Annotated in this window: 13 protein-coding genes; 4 read left to right on the top strand and 9 right to left on the bottom strand. The window is 68.0% G+C overall.

Annotated features, from left to right (window positions below; translation table 11 throughout):
* Positions 1–9: 9 nt before the first annotated feature.
* The 6 genes from ACFFGN_RS02925 to ACFFGN_RS02900 form a co-directional block, all read right to left on the bottom strand.
* On the bottom strand, positions 10–2,478 hold the full coding sequence (locus ACFFGN_RS02925) for an Hsp70 family protein (RefSeq protein ID WP_380043688.1): 2,469 nt from the start codon (positions 2,476–2,478) through the stop codon (positions 10–12).
* Positions 2,475–2,858, bottom strand: a complete 384-nt coding sequence (locus ACFFGN_RS02920) for a hypothetical protein (RefSeq protein WP_380043687.1) — start codon at positions 2,856–2,858, stop codon at positions 2,475–2,477. The genes ACFFGN_RS02925 and ACFFGN_RS02920 overlap by 4 nt, the downstream gene beginning before the upstream one ends.
* An 8-nt stretch (positions 2,859–2,866) precedes the next feature.
* Positions 2,867–4,819 carry a hypothetical protein gene (locus tag ACFFGN_RS02915; protein ID WP_380043686.1) on the bottom strand — a complete coding sequence of 651 codons (1,953 nt, stop codon included), beginning with the start codon at positions 4,817–4,819 and terminating at the stop codon, positions 2,867–2,869.
* 216 nt (positions 4,820–5,035) lie between these two features.
* Positions 5,036–5,605 (bottom strand): thioredoxin-like domain-containing protein, encoded by a 570-nt coding sequence (locus ACFFGN_RS02910; RefSeq protein WP_380043685.1) that lies wholly within the window; start codon positions 5,603–5,605, stop codon positions 5,036–5,038.
* Positions 5,602–6,834 (bottom strand): hypothetical protein, encoded by a 1,233-nt coding sequence (locus ACFFGN_RS02905; protein ID WP_380043684.1) that lies wholly within the window; start codon positions 6,832–6,834, stop codon positions 5,602–5,604. The genes ACFFGN_RS02910 and ACFFGN_RS02905 overlap by 4 nt, the downstream gene beginning before the upstream one ends.
* Entirely contained in the window at positions 6,831–7,934 is a 1,104-nt protein-coding gene (locus tag ACFFGN_RS02900) for a HesA/MoeB/ThiF family protein (RefSeq protein ID WP_380043683.1), read from the bottom strand. Before ACFFGN_RS02900 ends, ACFFGN_RS02905 begins: the two co-directional genes overlap by 4 nt.
* An 891-nt stretch (positions 7,935–8,825) precedes the next feature.
* On the opposite strand from ACFFGN_RS02900, the gene ACFFGN_RS02895 reads away from it, so the two are divergent.
* From ACFFGN_RS02895 to ACFFGN_RS02885, 3 genes are all read left to right on the top strand, one after another.
* A complete protein-coding gene (locus ACFFGN_RS02895) occupies positions 8,826–10,274 on the top strand; it encodes a DUF2079 domain-containing protein (protein WP_380043880.1) in 1,449 nt (482 codons plus the stop codon).
* Between the two features lie 10 nt (positions 10,275–10,284).
* On the top strand, positions 10,285–10,626 hold the full coding sequence (locus tag ACFFGN_RS02890; protein ID WP_380043681.1) for an SDR family oxidoreductase: 342 nt from the start codon (positions 10,285–10,287) through the stop codon (positions 10,624–10,626).
* 71 nt (positions 10,627–10,697) lie between these two features.
* Positions 10,698–11,273, top strand: coding sequence for an isochorismatase family protein (locus ACFFGN_RS02885; protein WP_380043680.1), 576 nt, complete (start codon positions 10,698–10,700; stop codon positions 11,271–11,273).
* Here the strand turns inward: ACFFGN_RS02885 and ACFFGN_RS02880 are convergent.
* Positions 11,260–13,086, bottom strand: coding sequence for a bifunctional metallophosphatase/5'-nucleotidase (locus ACFFGN_RS02880; RefSeq protein ID WP_380043679.1), 1,827 nt, complete (start codon positions 13,084–13,086; stop codon positions 11,260–11,262). The two genes, ACFFGN_RS02885 and ACFFGN_RS02880, sit on opposite strands and share 14 nt — an antisense overlap.
* Before the next feature lie 132 nt (positions 13,087–13,218).
* Here ACFFGN_RS02880 and ACFFGN_RS02875 point away from each other — a divergent pair, with 132 nt between their 5' ends.
* The gene (locus ACFFGN_RS02875) at positions 13,219–14,025 is read left to right on the top strand and encodes a polysaccharide deacetylase family protein (protein WP_380043678.1); all 807 of its coding nucleotides are present in this window, start codon (positions 13,219–13,221) and stop codon (positions 14,023–14,025) included.
* Here the strand turns inward: ACFFGN_RS02875 and ACFFGN_RS02870 are convergent.
* Entirely contained in the window at positions 14,022–14,606 is a 585-nt protein-coding gene (locus tag ACFFGN_RS02870; RefSeq protein WP_380043677.1) for a hypothetical protein, read from the bottom strand. The genes ACFFGN_RS02875 and ACFFGN_RS02870 overlap by 4 nt on opposite strands.
* Complete coding sequence (locus ACFFGN_RS02865; protein WP_380043676.1) at positions 14,603–15,232, bottom strand: hypothetical protein; 630 nt, start codon at positions 15,230–15,232, stop codon at positions 14,603–14,605. Before ACFFGN_RS02865 ends, ACFFGN_RS02870 begins: the two co-directional genes overlap by 4 nt.
* Between the last annotated feature and the right edge of the window lie 13 nt (positions 15,233–15,245).

Raw genomic sequence — 15,245 nt, 5'->3', positions numbered from 1 at the left:
CCGCCCAAGTCAGCGCGGGGCCAGTTCGACTGTGCTGAAGGAGTCTTGGGTGGTCGGGGCGGCCGGGATGAGCGTTGAGAGCTGCAGGTTGATCGACCTGAGGCGCTCGTACTGCTCGGTGCGAATGGCCTCCTCGCCGTCGCGGATGAGCCGGCTGGCCGTCGCTGGATTGGTCATCTGGTACTGCTGGCGGCTGAGGTCCTCGAACAGGTTGATCTGGCCCACCGGAGTCCGATCCAGGACTCGCCAGCAGAAGATCTGCAGCTCCTGCAGGCGTTGCCGCAGCAGGTCCGCGTCACGGGACTCGATCGCCTCCGCGACGGTCCGCTCGTAGACCGGCAGTTCGGACCGGTCGCTCGGACTGCCGTGGCTGAGGATGAAGTCGTGGGCCTCGGCGACCACCGTCTCGGCCTGCTGGACCAGCGTCGGCCAGGTGAGTTCGTCCTCGACGGCGTCGATCGCAACCCGCAGATCCAGCACGTACTGATTGGCTTCGACCGCGACCGCGGGATCACCCGCCGAGCGCAGGGCGTTCTCCATCTTCTCGACCAGTTGTTCGTCGACGATGCGCTGCAACATCACGTCGGCGAGCGGGCTGCCAACGGACTCCTGCTCGCGCCGCACCGCGTCCAGCCGATCGCGCTCGACCTGCGCCGCGGACTCCAGCTCGTCCGTCACCGGCGCGCTCTCGGTATCGAGGCGAATGCTGTCCTCGAACTCGGCGTCGAGGATCGGCAGGTACACAGTGGTCCGAACCAGCCGGGAGATGTCGATCTCGATCGTCAGCCGCAGCTCGCTGCCGGTTGGAACCGCCCGGGAGACCTGATCACCGCGCACCTCGAGCCGCCCGATCCGGCGATTCCGGTCCGCGCGTTGATGCACGCCCTCCAGGATCGGGATGCGGATCACGCCGTTGCCCGGCCGGACCTCCTCCGTCGTACGCAGCGTGATCGAACGCCGCGCGGGCAGTCCGGCGTTGCGCTCGGCGAGCTTGTGCAGCTTGTTGTCCGCCGTACCGATACCGATGGCGTGGGTCAGCATCGGCTGGGTCTCGACCGAGCCGACGGTGTACCGCAGCTCGTCCGGACTCAACGGCAATCGCGCGCCGGTCGCGTCGGTCAGCTCGACCTGGTACTTGTTCAGGCGACCCCGCTCTGCCCGCAGTACGACAACAAAAGCGCCTTCCGCGGAGAGCTGGATCTTGCCGCTGCGCCAAGGCGGACGCGCCTCGGCGTTGACCACCTCGACGGACAACCCGGTCAGGCCGGGCCCGTCGATCCGGCCGATCACCTGCGGGTCCTCGTCCGGTCCCATTCGCGGATACTCGAAGCGGGCCGTGTACGACCCCGCGGCCGGCGCCACGGTAGGGGCCTCGGGCAACGGTTGGGCGCCCGCGAAGATCGCCGCGCCGCGCGCCACCACGGTCATCGGATCCTGGTCATACTCCAGCGGTACGCCGAGGCCCGAGGCCACCAGGTCGCGCACGAACGGCATCATCGTCTGGCCGCCGACCATCAGCACCTTGCCGATATCGGCCGGGCCCACGCCACAGTCGGCCAGCGCCTGCCGGCACAGCTCGATCGAACGGCGCACGAACGGCTCGGCCAGTCGCTCGACGTCCTCACGGCGCAGCTCGTACTCCAGCTCGAAGAGCTCACCACCCGTGCTCAGGTCCACCAGCACGTCGGTCGCGTCGGACCGGGACAGCCGGACCTTCGCCACCTCGGCCGCGCGCTTGAGCTTGCTGACCGCGACCTGCCAGCGCGGGTTGCCGCGGGACAGCCCGGCCAGTCCCGGTTCCTGCTCGATCGCGGCCGGGATCAGCAGTTGCTCGACGATCTGCCAGTCGATCAGCTTGCCGCCGAGGAAGTTGTCGCCGGCGTGCCCGACAACGGAGAACTCGCCGTCGCGCAGCTGGATCACCGCCGCGTCGAAGGTGCCACCGCCGAAGTCGTAGACCAGCCACATCGCGTTGTCGTCGGTCGCCTGGAACCCGTACGCGTGGGCGGCGGCGGTCGGTTCCTGCAGCAGCACGGGATAGCGCAGCCCGGCCAGTTCGGCGGCCCTGCGGGTGGCGTCGCAGGCGTTCAGGTCGAAGGCGGCCGGAACGGTGATGACCGCGGCCTGGATCTCCTCGCCGGTCCGGGTCCGGACGTCCGCGCGCAGCGACTTGAGCACCTCCGCGGACAGTTCCTCCGGGCTCAGCTCGCGCCCGCTGGCCGGGAACCGCTGCAGCTGCCCCGCCGTACCCATCCGGAGCTTGAACTCGGCGCAGGTGTTCTCCGGGTCGGCCTCGGAGCGGTCCCGGGCCGCGCGGCCGACGTACAACCGGTCGCGACGGTCGATCCAGATCGCCGACGGGGTGGTGTCGTCACCGTCGTTGTTCTTGATCACCTCGGTCTGTACGCCGTGCAGCATCGCGACCGCGCTGTTCGTCGTACCCAGGTCGATTCCGAAGTCGATAGTGGTCCTGCTCACGCGCTCTCCTCCTCCGCCGGTACGCCGACGATCACCTCGGCCAGCGTCAGGATGGCACCTCGCACCGACACTGCCGGGCGGACCGTTTCGAGAATGCGTTCCTGCCGCAGGCCGGCCGTCGGCTGAAAGGCCAGCACCCGGATCGCGAGACCTGGATCGAAGTCCACCCCGTCGTACGCCTGGGTCTCCACGCCCGCGTCGGTGAGCGCGTCGCGCACCGCCTGGGCCTGCCGCCGTCCGGGCGCGTCCCCGGCCAGCTTGGCGTCGAGCCGCCAGACCGCCACCGCGAGATCCGCGATGGCGCCCGCGGGCAGATCGACCGTACGGTCCGGGGGCGACGCGTCCAGGGCGCCGGGCGGGCGTGGTGGCAGCGGGGACATCGGATTCCTCACGGTCGAAGGAGTTCGGATCGATTGCTCTTCAGGGCCATCACGGTCAGGCCCCGGTTCAGATGGGCCAGCACGTCCGGATGTTCCCGGGTCCGCAGTACGGCGGCGGTGTACTGACTGCGCTTGAACCTGCGGTCGATCGAGTAATTGATCACGGCCATCGCGGCGCTGATGTAGCCGTTCAGCGCGGTACCTCCGGGCGGCTCCCAGATACTCAGCAGACCGAGCAGGAAGAAGATCAGCGTCACCGCGCCGATCAGGCCGAAGACCACGAACAGGCAGCCGAACGCGTTGTGTGGAGCAGTGTCGATTTTGTTCCGGGCGCAGTCCACACAACTGGGCAGGTACTCGGTGGGCGCATTGGAAACGTGTGTCTGCGGAGGCGGCGAGATCGCGACCGTGACCGTGACCGGGGCGTCGGCACGTCCACACCACCAGCAATCGGTGTCGTCGGCCCGGCTCGACATCCGGAACGGTGCGGGCTGAAGGGTCTCGCGCCGGAATGGCTCGGTCTGCGGCGGCTCGTCTTCCAGGTACTGCAAGGTGAACCGCAGATACTGATCGGCGTCCTCCCCGAAGGTCGTGCGCAGATTGGCCGACTGGTAGATCCGCTCGGCCGCGAGCTTCGCCTGTGCGAGCTTCAGCGGCGAGTCACCGTGGGCCAGCAGGATCGAGGCCAGGTCCTCGATGAAGTCCTGCTCGACCCCGGACACCGCCGCGGCGTCGCGCTGGAACTGCCGATGGCGCCGAAGCACCGGCTGGGCGGCGGCGATCAGGCGATCCGCGATGACCAGGGCCCGGGCCGGTTCGGCGGCCACCTTGACGAGGGCCTCGTCGGCGAGCCACCGGATCACGTTGTCCGCGACCACCGCGGTGTCGTCCTCGATCCGCGTCCTGATCTGGTCGGCCGGATCGGACATCCACGCCAGTTCGAGATAGCGCAGTACGCGCTTGCCCTGATCGCCTCGATCGGGCACCTCGTTGGCGAGCAGGTAGTTGGCGATCTTGACCGCGCACGTCCGCATCAGGCCGGCCAGCTCGTCCCGCAGGCCCATCACCAGCGTCGAGTCGTACCCGAGCATCGCGCCCAGATAGTCGAACTCCGCGTCCATGCAGGTCAGCAGTTCGTCGGCCCGTTCGTGCAGAACAGCCGGATCGTCAGCCGGCATCCGGGCCTGCTCGCAACGGGCCCGAACTCGCGCGGCCATCGGCCGGGTCACCTCTTCGAGAACCATCCGAAGCGCGACCGGGTCCGGACATGCGAGCGCCATGTGGTCGAGATGCGGATCGGACTCGCCGTAGAAGTCCTCGTTCCTTTGCAGCTCCAGCATGACGAGCTCGGCGTGCAACCGCACCAACGCGACCGGTACCTCTTTTGCGAGGCGCGCCGCCATCGCCGGGGACAGCCGGGGATCGTCCAGCGCCTTGATCCGGCGCTCGATCCAGCGCTCGAACCCGCCTTCGTTGAGCGCCTTCTTCCACCACTCGTACGTCACTAGCCAGCGGTCGAGGTCGAGCGGCGGTTCCAGCGCGAGAGCGAGTTCGAGTACGGCCAGGTTGTGCTTGGCGGCGACTCGTACGTCAGCGTCCCCGGATCCGTCGTGGGCGAGCGCCAACCACGTCCGGCGGGCCTCGTCGGTGTCCTGTCCATCGGACGGCGAAGGCCAGAACCAGAACAGCTCCTCGACCAACCGCTGGACGGGATCCCGCAATCGCAGGATCGCCGCGCGCACAGCCTCCGCGTCGGGAGGTGGATCGAGCGGCAACACCCCGGCGGTCGTCTGCACGGGAAGGCCGAGCCGTTCCGCGGCTTGCACCTCATCGCCGCGCCGGCGCATCTGCCGGGCCGTGGCGTCCACGGGCAGTCCGCTCAGGCGGAACGCGTTCCGGCGGCACAGATCGGCCGAGATTACCTCCCCCAGACCGAACAGGTCAGACCGATCCTCAGTCACCCACGTCCCCACTCCTCAACCAAGGTGAGCAGCCACGGTAACCGCCAGAAGGTCCGCCCGCAGGACAAGTCGTGTCGTTCCCCACCACAGGCAGGCACCCCAGCGAGCCGCCACCATCCTCCTCCATCTCCCCGCGAGTAGTCGCGTCTGAACGCGGCGCGCGGGCGTAGCGTGGTTCAGAGCAACCACTCACGAAGAGGGTGGGACGATTGCGCGTCAGGGCGTGGTGCAGCTGGTGGCGCCGTTGCGCCATTGGTGGTCGTAGCGGCCTGCGACCTTGGTGATGAACTGCTCGACGGCTTGGTCGTCAACCTTGTCGAGCCGTTGCAGCCGCTGCCAGCCGGTCATCGCGATCCCCCGGCCCAGCGCGGGATAGGGCGCTACGACGACGTCCCGAGGGTGTTTCCGGCCGAGGCGTTCGAGGCGGTCAATCTCGCTCGCGGGCAGGTCCGGGCCGTACTGCAGGATGACGTGCCCGTGCTCCAGGACGTGGACCTGCAACTCCTCGACGATCGGCTTGCGGTAGATGCCGGGGATGACCACTCGCGGCGAATGTGGACCCGAGGTGGGCGGATTACTGCGGTACGGATCGTGCGGCGCGCTTTCGTACGCGATGTGGCGGTCGCCTTCGAACGGCTGCGGCGTACCCGGGACCTGGTCGCACGGCAGCGCGGCCCGGTCGGTGAACTGGCCGACGAGTACGCCGACCGCGAGGCCCGACATGGTCAGCACGCTCAGGCTTGTCACCACGACACCAACCAACAGGCCCAGCCAACGACGCCTCATCGCGCAACCTTCCTGGCCTGGTAGCGATTCCGCACGATCACGCCGATCGGCAGCAACACGTTGAGCGAGGCGAAGAGCACCAACGCGATGCCCTCCCACCAGTACGCGCTGGCGAACGGCGCTCCGATCAGCACCCCGCCGGCCCAGCCGAACGTGACCTTGGCGCTGGGCCAGAGGAAGTGCCAGGCGAACCAGACCATCCAGACCAGGCCTGCCAGGTAGAGCAGGCGATACCACCGGGAGACCCGCAGATCCTTGGCGTGGGCGTTGCCCAGAATCGTGGCCTCGGCCGGATTCAGCTTGCGAATAAGGCGTTTCAGCGACAGCCGGGTCACCTGGTGGAGATTGCCGCAGCCGGTGGCCGTGGCCATCACCAGATACATGTCGGTACGCAGATAGGCCAAAGTCTGGAACGCCAGTTTCACCACCTGGCTGAACACGACCATCGCCAGGAACCGGATCAGCTCCGGCGGCAGGTCGATCCAGCCACGCGACCAGGCGAAGCGCGGCGCGACGGCCGCGAACAGCACCACGCTGTCGATCGCCATCCCCGCGAGGAACGGCCCGTAGCGGCGCTCGGGCGGTAACACCCAAAGGCCGGTCAGGTCCGTCTCCAGAACCGGGAAGATGCCGCGGCGCTCGATCCGCAGCCGCGAAGGTACGCCGACTGCGGCGCCCGCGAACGCGTGCCAGATCTCGTGGATGACCGTCAGGATGACCACCACGATGTTCGTGACCAGCAGGCTGAGCACAACATCCGGAAAGATGAAGGTGTCCTCGTACGTCGGCAGCAGCGAGGTCTCCGCGACGAACATGGCCGCGGTCGCCACCAGGCACGCGGCGTAGAACGTCCAGGCGACCCGTCCGAACAAGGGCCGCACCAAAGCCGCGGGCACTCGCGAAACCGACCAGAATCTGGCGGCCGGCCGTTCCTCGGCATCGTCGCTCGGCGAGGTGACGGTCGGGCCGGCGTTGACGATGCCGGCCTCGATCAGCACTTCGGCGAAGTCGAGGGCGTCGATCGGCTCACCGGTCTCGCGTTCGACCACCTCGGCCGCCTCGGCGAGGGTATGCCCCGCGGCGAACAGCTCGACCAGTCGCGCCCCGACCGCCGGCACGACGACGAAATTGCCGCTGGCGGGATCACCGACGACGTACTCGTCGGCATCCTCACGCCGTACGACGACGTGCGCGGCGCTGACCCGGCTGCCGGCGTCGAGCGCGATCACGGGCTTTCCCCAACCCAGCCGCAGGTCTCGCACTTGCGCCCGGGCCGCGGCGCGACGACGTAGTGATAGGTCAGATCGGTAAGGCTGAGGTGGAACATCCGCCCGAGCGTGCTGGTCGGAATGCCGGTCAGGTGGTAGACCGCGTCGAGCGCCGCGAGGTGCCCGGTGAGATTGGCCGAGGGCGCGATCACGGCATGCCCGTTGAACGGGAACAACTCCTCCGGCTCGGTTCCGTAGTGCTCCCGCAGGCGATCCCCCACACTCGGCAGGCAGTCCTGGCAGCCGGTCCGGCCCGGTACGAACAGGCCGACCACCGCCATCGGCCCGGCGTACTGCGCGAGCATCCAGGGCGTACCGGTTCGCAGCGCCGCCTGGTTCGTCCAGTCGCGGATGACGTGTCTGGGCTGGTCCGCGCAGAGCACGAGCAGGTCCCGGCCGTCCATCAACGCGGCGACGGAGTCGGTCGAATCGACCCGGGCCTCCTCGCCGGTGACCTCCACGTGGGAGTTGATCCGGCTCAGGTGCTCGACCGCGGTAGCGACCTTGGGCTTGCCGATGTCGTCCTCGCTGTACAGCAGTTGGCGGGTGAGATTGCCGGCTTCGATCACGTCGAAGTCGACGCAGTGCACCGAACCAACCCCGGCCGCGACCAGCGACGACGCGACGGCCGAACCGGTACCACCCAGGCCCAGTACGACGACCCGGCTGGCCTTGAGCTGGGCCTGGACCTCATAGCGGGAGGTGCGCGGGGTGAGATCGACCCACGCGTAGTACGTCAGGGCGCGGTCGTAGCGCTCGACCTCGGCCGGGCTCAACTCGGGCGGCGGTGGTGCGGCGGCGTCCTCGACGTACCCGGCGTCGATGATCGTCTGCATCATGTCCACGGCCTCGGTCGTGCTGAGGCTGGGCCGGGTAGCGACCAGCTCCGCCACGATCTGACCAGTGTCGCGAGTGCCGTCCATCAAGGCGAGCAGCGACCAGAGGGCACCGTCCTCATCGTCGATCTCCGCGCCGATGCCGAGCTGCCGGCCGCCGATGTTGATCAGCGTCGGGCTCAACCGCACCGGTTTGTGAATCCCCTTGATCCGTGGCCGCCTCATGCCCACACCCTCCCTAGCTCCGAACCCGGCCCTTTCGCCGGCGGCCCTTCGGCGCCGCCGATGGAACGACCGGGGCACGGCGTGAGCCGCACCCCGGTCGCCGACCTGACTAGCCGCAGACGTCGTTACGGCAGCCCGGGTCGAGAATCATCGCGGTGGTCTCCAGCTTCTCGAGCTTGCGCACGAGCACCTTCCGCGGCTCCGGCTTGTTCTCGACCTTGTTCTCCATGTCTTCCTCCAGCGAATCGGACGGAAGCGGCTGACCGCCGCATTCGGGTTATTAGAGCAGCAGCGTCATTGTTTTCCAATGCCCGGGAATTGATTTTCTGTCGATTCACAAAGGTCAATCGGACAATACCTTGAAACAAACGACTAAATACCAGCCATTCGCCATTGCCGTCCGTAACCCACCAGTCGCCGACCGCGAGCAGCGCGCTCAACGCCCCACCAAACAAGGCGAATGCACACCGCCGCCACCTCGCCAATAGGTACCAGCCACCCATTTTCCGCGCACCCACCCCGCACCAAAACCCGGTTTCCCCACCCACAAATCCGGGTAATCCCCACCATCCCCCCCGCCGCCAAGCCTGCCACCCTACCCACCCAGAATTCCCCCGGCGTGTCGCCGTTCATCGGACTCTTGTGACCAGGCGTGTCGCCGTTCATCGGACGCTTGTGACCACTAGGGGATGAGCGCCAGGCCGGCAGTCACTCCAAAGGATGACTTCGCACGGCGCGCGTCACTCCTTCGACGCACGGGTGAATGCGACCTTCCGGCGATGTGTCGCGGCCATCGAGGCGGCAGGCTCGCAGGCAGGGGTTTTCCTTGCCCTGGGCACCATTCCGCCACTTGCCCTCGGCAAGTAATCATCCGGAGGACGATCCGTGTCAATGCTGGTCGCGACCAGGCCGCCCCCGGCGCCCGGCAGGCGCTCGAAGGCGGCGCCGCGCGTCCGGCTGGCGATCGCGACGTTCCGCCCGGCCCGTACGACGACCTGGCTGGCCGCCGCGGTCTCGTGCGTCTTCGCCATCGTGTACGTCGTGTACTCGCTCGGGCGGCACCGGGCATTCGCCACCACGGGGTTCGACCTGGGCATCTTCGAACAAGCCGTCAGCAACTACGCACACGGGCACTGGCCAACGTCGAACCTGCGCGAGCCCGGTCTCAACCTGCTGGGCGACCATTTCCACCCGATCCTGATAGTCCTTGCCCCCTTCTACCGGCTATTCCCATCCGCGGAGACGCTCCTAGTCGCGCAAGCGCTGCTACTGGCCATCTCCGTCTTCCCCGTCACACGGATCGCCTGCTCTGCCTTAGGTCGCGGCCTCGGCATAGCGATCGGCGCCAGCTACGGCCTGTCGTGGGGCCTGCAGAACACCGTGCGGTTCGACTTCCACGAAGTCGCGTTTGCCGTTCCCATGCTGGCTTTCGCCCTGGAGGCGGTGCTTCGCGGCCGGTACCGGGCCGCAGTGGCCTTCGCGGCTCCACTGGTGTTCGTGAAGGAAGACCTCGGTCTAACGCTTGCAGCCCTTGGAGTCGTGCTTGCGCTCCACCGGCCAACCAGGCGGCTAGGCCTACGTACTGCCGTCGCAGGTGGTCTGGCCTGCGCACTGACCGTCCTAGTGGTCATACCCGCCTTCAGCGCGGATGGCGTCTACCGGTACCTCTCGTCCGGCGGAGTGAACCCGTACGGCGCAGCCGTCGGCGACCGCTTCGACAGCGGCAAGCTCTGCCTCCTGTTCCTGCTGCTGGTCCCAACGGCTTTCATCGCCCTACGATCACCCCTCCTGATACTGGCCGTCCCAACACTGGCCTGGCGACTGCAGGGCACCAACCGGGCTTACTGGACCCCCGACTACCACTACGACGCCGTGCTGATGCCCATCCTGTTCTGCGGGCTCGTCCACGCCCTAGTGCTGCTCCGGCCACGCCTGATGCGAATCACCCGGGGAACCGCCGGAACCGCCTGGGCCCGCGCCTTCCTGGCCGCCGCACTTCTGATGATCGGGCCGTACGCCGGGACGCCGACGCCGTTGCGAGGCCTTACCGACGGCAACTTCAACAACCCACCCGAGTACGCCGCGGCCGCCAAACGCCTCATGGCCGAGATCCCCGACGGCGCTTCCGTCGCCACGGACAACCTGCTTGCTTCGCAACTCACCAGCCACACCAACGTCTACCTCCTGCAGCACACAGACAAGGCCGAGTGGATTCTCGCGTTCGCCAGCCAGTCGAAGGGCCTCTGCCACCTGACAGCGAGCGAAGTCGTCACCGACGGCCCACTCGTCCTCATTCACCAGACCTGGCCCACCAACCCTGCCTCGATTCCCGACTGTTGAGGGCCGGCTCGTGCTGGTCTCGACCGATCTGGCCGAGCGGGGTCTCGCCGGTTCCTGGGCGTACGGCGCCGCGAAGGCCGGGTTGCACGGTCTGGTGGCGAGTCTCGCGCACGACCTCGGGCAGGACGGCGTACTCGCGAACATCGTGATGCCCGGCGTCACCCTGGAGAACGGCACGCACCGGGTGATTCCCGGGCCGGCGCTGGCGGAGTTCGCGAAGAGGTTCACCGCCCAGCGGCTGCCGGACGCGGCCGACGTGGCGGCGGCAATCGTATTCCTCTGCTCGGCGCGAACGACCGCGACCACCGGCGAGATCCTGCGCGTCACAGGCGGCGTTCTGAACGCGGCCTGATCCGAGCCACGGGCGGGCCTGACGGGTACCGTGGTTCGCAAGAGCCAGTCGGCCCACGAAGGAGCGGAACGATGACCCGGGCACTGATCGTCGTCGACGTGCAGAACGACTTCTGCGAAGGTGGCAGCCTCCCCGTCAGCGGCGGCGCCGATGTGGCCTTCCGGATCGGCACCCTGCTACACGCCTGGCAGGAGGCAGAACCCGAGGACAAGCGGTACGACTTCATCGTGGCCACCCGGGACCACCACATCGATCCGGGCTCGCACTTCTCCGCCGATCCCGACTACACCGACTCCTGGCCGCCGCACTGCGTGGTGGGTACGGACGGCGTCAGTTTCCACCCGAACCTGGACCCGCAGCCGTTCGACGCCATCTTCGACAAGGGTGAGTACGCCGCGGCGTACTCGGGCTTCGAGGGCAAGAACCACGACGGGCAGCAGCTCGCGGAGTGGCTGCGGGCCAAGGGCGTCACCGCGGTCGAGGTCTGCGGTATCGCCACCGACTACTGCGTGAAGGCGACGGCCCTCGACGCCGACCGGGCGGGTTTCGCCACCACGGTGCTCACCGAGCTGACGGCCGGGGTGGCGCCCGCCACCACCACCCAGGCCCTCGCCGACCTCGAGACGGCCGGTATCACCCTGCGCTGACGACCACCGGCGTGCCGTTGGCGGTCAGCTTCCAGTCCGTGCTGGCGAAGGTGGCGGGATCGATCTCGCCCTTCGCCGTCACGTAGTCGATCATCAGCTGGCGGATCTCCACCTGACGGTTGTAGATCACCGGCGCGGATTTGATGTGCGGGAAGTTGCCGCCACCGGACTGGCGGTAGTTGTTCACCGCGACGACGAACTTGTCCTCGGCCGCGACGGCCTTACCGTCGTACGACAGACCGGTGATCCGCGCGCCCGGGGCCTTCGCGATGTCGATGTCGTAGACCAGCGGCTTGGTCAGGCCGCCGAAGATGTCGTAGTTGTAGTCGGGCGTGCCCTTCGGGGCGGTCTCGGTCGGCGCGTTCGTGACCTGGTCCGGGGTGAACGGCCCAGCGCCGGTGACCTGCTTGAAGTACCGCGCGGAGTACTCGAGGTAGTCCTTGAGCTGCGCGCCCGTCATCGTCACACCGACCAAGGTGTTGTCGAAAATGTAGAGGCCCGCCACGTCGCGCACGCTCACCTCGCCGGCCGGGATCGCCGCGGCCCGGTTGAACGGCGCAGCGATCGCCAGAACCGGCAGTGCCGCCTCGGGCGTACCCGCGATGGCCTTGCTGACCGCGTCGGCCTGGACGAAGTTCACGAAGTCCAGGGCGGCAGTGTCCTCCCAGGCGGCGGTAGCGGCCGACATCGCCGTCTTGTTCCGGCCGATCTTCGAGTTCACATAGCCGACCACCGTGTCGTGGTCCTTCTTCAGCAGCCGTTCGACCGCCGGGTCGGCCTCCACGGTGTTCGCGTTCAGGACCTGGCCGTGGCGGCCGACGACCTTCCAGCGGCCCCGCACCTTCTCCAGGTCCAGCTCCATCAACGCGAGCCGCATACCCCACTTGAGCGGGTCGACCAGCAGTACCTGCTCACCGGTCTGCTTGTTCGTCACGAACCGCTCGGGGATCTCCACGTGCGCATGCCCGACCAGTACGGCGTCGATGCCCGGGACTTCCTCGGCCATCAGCCCGGCGGCGTTCTCCGGGAAGGGCAGGGCGTCGCCGTACGACGAGGACAGGTCCATCCCGGTGTGCGCCGAGACGATCACCACGTCGGCTCCCGCGGCGCGGACGCGCGGTACCCAGACCCGGGCCTGCTCGACGATGCCGCCGAAGCGGATCTTGCCGTCGACGATCGCCTTGTCCCAGATCGCCGTACCCGGGTTGGTCAGGCCGAGAATGCCAACCGTGATCGAGCCGCCGCCGGGAACGCGCACGCGCTTCAGCACGAACGGCGGGAACACCGGCAGGTTCGTCGTCCAGTCCTGGGCGTTGGCGCCGAGCAGCGGGAAACGCAGCTGGCGCTGGAACTTACGCAGGATGTCGAGGCCGTAGTTGAACTCGTGGTTGCCCAGCGCGGCCGCGTCGTAGCCGATCTGGTTCATCGCGGCGGCCATCGGGTGCACGTGGCCACCGGTGATCGGGTCGATCTTGGCGTAGTAGTACGCCAGCGGTGTGCCCTGGATCGTATCGCCGGCGTCGAGCAGCAGCGGCTGAGGCGTACGGCGCTCGCGCGCGAGGCGGTGCCGCACGGCCGAGACCAGGGTGGAGACCTTGGCCAGGCCGATGTCGTTGTGCGCGGAGTCGTCGTACTCGGCGTTCTTGAAGTAGTCCCAGTTGAAGACGTTGCCGTGCAGGTCGGTCGTGCCCATCACGGTCAGGCGAACCGTCTTGCGACCGGCCGGTCCGGCGAGCGCGGGCGCCGCCTGGAAACCGGACGCGGCGAGCGCGGCAGCCGCGGCCGTTCCGCCGAGAATCGCACGCCTGCCCATGGTCGGCCGGTCACCTCTGTTGTCGCTCATTGTCTGCCTCACGCATCGTTTACCAGGTCCCGAGCACGATAACTCGCTGCCATGACAGGCGTCTTACCAGGGATTCACCGGCCGATGCGGAAAGATGCCCGAATGACCTCGCCGCGCGGCCGCCTTCTACTCGTCGCCGCCCTCCTGGCCGGAGCAGTCCTCGCACAGGCCGGTCAGCCCGCTGCAGACCGCTCCAGCACCTCGGACTCGGTACGAGTCGCCCGGCCCGCTCCGAAGCCCGTGACCACTCCCGGCCCGGGCAAGCGCACCCCGGGCAAGGGCACCCCGGACAGGCGGAAGCACGCGCCCGGCGGGAAGCACGTTCCCGGCTCAGGCAAGCACGTGGGCGGCAAGAAGCAGCGGCAGGGGACCACTCGCAAGGTGATCTACCTGACCTTCGACGACGGCCCGCAGCGCGAGTACACCCCGAAGGTTCTAGCCGTCTTGGCCCGTCACCACGCCAAAGCCACCTTCTTCATGCTTGGCCGCGAAACGGCGCCACACCCGGATTTAGTGGCTCAAGTTCGACGAGCGGGCCACACGATCGGCAACCACTCGTACGGGCATCTCATCCTGAACAAGCTGTCCCCGGCCCGACTCCGGTCGGAGCTCGTCCGCGGCCCTAAGTCGAAGTGCTTCCGGCCGCCGTTCCGGGCCACCAGTGCGCAGGTCCACCAGGCGGCAGCCGCACTCGGTCAGCGCGAGATCCTCTGGGACATCGACACCAGTGACTGGTCCAAGCCCGGCGCCGCCAAGATCGAACGGGCCATTCTCCGCGGCGCACACCCGGGCGCGATCGTTCTGCTGCACGACGGCGGCGGCGACCGCAGCCAGACCGTGCAGGCACTCAACCGGGTACTGCCCAAGCTAGCCGCCAAGGGTTACACCTTCGCCGCCATGGACTGCTAGTACTCCCGCAGGATCATGACCCGGCCTTGGGAGTAATGCTGCAACGCCTGGTCCAGCTCCAGCAAGGGCGTTGCCAGCGTCCCAGGCAACAACCGGGGTCCACGTACGCCGAACAGCCGCATCCAGCGCAAACCGGCTTCGGCCTCCTCCAACCCCACAGTGACGGGCAGATCCGGCTTCACGCCTAGCTGCAGCCCCAGCACGATCCGCGGCCTGCGCAGGTTCCCGGCCAGGGTGAAACCCGTGACGGCCTCCCACGGGTAGTAGGCCTTCCCAACCGTCAGACCCTCGTCAGTCAGGCGCAGCGCCTCGAACGAGGCAGGCGGTGTCCTCCACGCCTGGCAGCGCCGGAGGATCACGAAGTACGAGGCGGACAGGCCGAGCATGGCAAGCGCCAGCACGATCCCGGCGATCGCGAACCCCCACGAGCCGCCCCGAGCCGCAGGAATCACCCGAACCGGCAAACCGACTACCCCCAGCGCGAGCCACCCCCAAGCGGCAAAGCGGTTCCGCTTGAGCAAATGCGCACGTTGAGCCCACAGGGCCTGCGGGTCGAACAGGACGCTGTAGGGCTCGTTCATCGCAGGATCGCCGTACGACCGCCCGAGAAGGTCCGAAGCGCCTGGTCGATCGCCTCCAACGGTTGATCCAGTGCGGCGACCGCGACGAACCCGGGCGACTTGAGCATCCGGTTGGGCTGGAGCGCGGCCTTGGCGGCAGGGTGATCCAAACCCGTCGCACCGACTCCCCCGCCCGGGTTCAGCGCGATCTCCAGTACGGGCTCCCCGAACCGCTCCCGCACCTTGAACCCCTTGATCGCCTCCCACGGCAGTACGACCGGAGTGGGCGCGCCTTCACAGCCGAGCTCCAGCGCGGCCGGCGACATCCGCATGGCGAACGGTGGCAGCTCGGCCGCGGCGTACCAGCGCCGGCGATCGGCGGTGAGCCGTAGCGACTGGGTGGTGATGAACGCGAGCGGCAGCAGGCTCAGCAACATCAGCACGGCGAACGGCCACAAACCGGCGCCCGGGTGGATGAACCCGGCGTACAACACGAACACGAGCGCCAGGCTCGTACCGATCGCGGCCAGGATCGCGCTGATCCAGCCGCCGATCCACTGGATCTTGCGGACCAGCGCACGGCGCCGCAGCACCGTCTCCCGGTCGAGGCCGACGACGAAGGTGGTCCCACCCGCTGACTCGGTCATAGCAGCAGGATGC

The organism is Kribbella deserti (genome assembly GCF_042434725.1).
GTDB classification, from domain to species: domain Bacteria; phylum Actinomycetota; class Actinomycetes; order Propionibacteriales; family Kribbellaceae; genus Kribbella; species Kribbella deserti.
This window is presented reverse-complemented; position numbering and strand designations above follow the sequence as displayed.

What these genes read in the sequence shown, in the direction of transcription:
- ACFFGN_RS02920 (WP_380043687.1), bottom strand. Translation starts at nt 2,858, where the DNA reads ATGTCCCCGCTGCCACCACGCCCGCCCGGCGCCCTGGACGCGTCGCCC.
- ACFFGN_RS02910 (WP_380043685.1), bottom strand. Translation starts at nt 5,605, where the DNA reads ATGAGGCGTCGTTGGCTGGGCCTGTTGGTTGGTGTCGTGGTGACAAGC.
- ACFFGN_RS02900 (WP_380043683.1), bottom strand. Translation starts at nt 7,934, where the DNA reads ATGAGGCGGCCACGGATCAAGGGGATTCACAAACCGGTGCGGTTGAGC.
- ACFFGN_RS02895 (WP_380043880.1), top strand. Translation starts at nt 8,826, where the DNA reads ATGCTGGTCGCGACCAGGCCGCCCCCGGCGCCCGGCAGGCGCTCGAAG.
- ACFFGN_RS02885 (WP_380043680.1), top strand. Translation starts at nt 10,698, where the DNA reads ATGACCCGGGCACTGATCGTCGTCGACGTGCAGAACGACTTCTGCGAA.
- ACFFGN_RS02880 (WP_380043679.1), bottom strand. Translation starts at nt 13,086, where the DNA reads ATGGGCAGGCGTGCGATTCTCGGCGGAACGGCCGCGGCTGCCGCGCTC.
- ACFFGN_RS02875 (WP_380043678.1), top strand. Translation starts at nt 13,219, where the DNA reads ATGACCTCGCCGCGCGGCCGCCTTCTACTCGTCGCCGCCCTCCTGGCC.
- ACFFGN_RS02870 (WP_380043677.1), bottom strand. Translation starts at nt 14,606, where the DNA reads ATGAACGAGCCCTACAGCGTCCTGTTCGACCCGCAGGCCCTGTGGGCT.
- ACFFGN_RS02865 (WP_380043676.1), bottom strand. Translation starts at nt 15,232, where the DNA reads ATGACCGAGTCAGCGGGTGGGACCACCTTCGTCGTCGGCCTCGACCGG.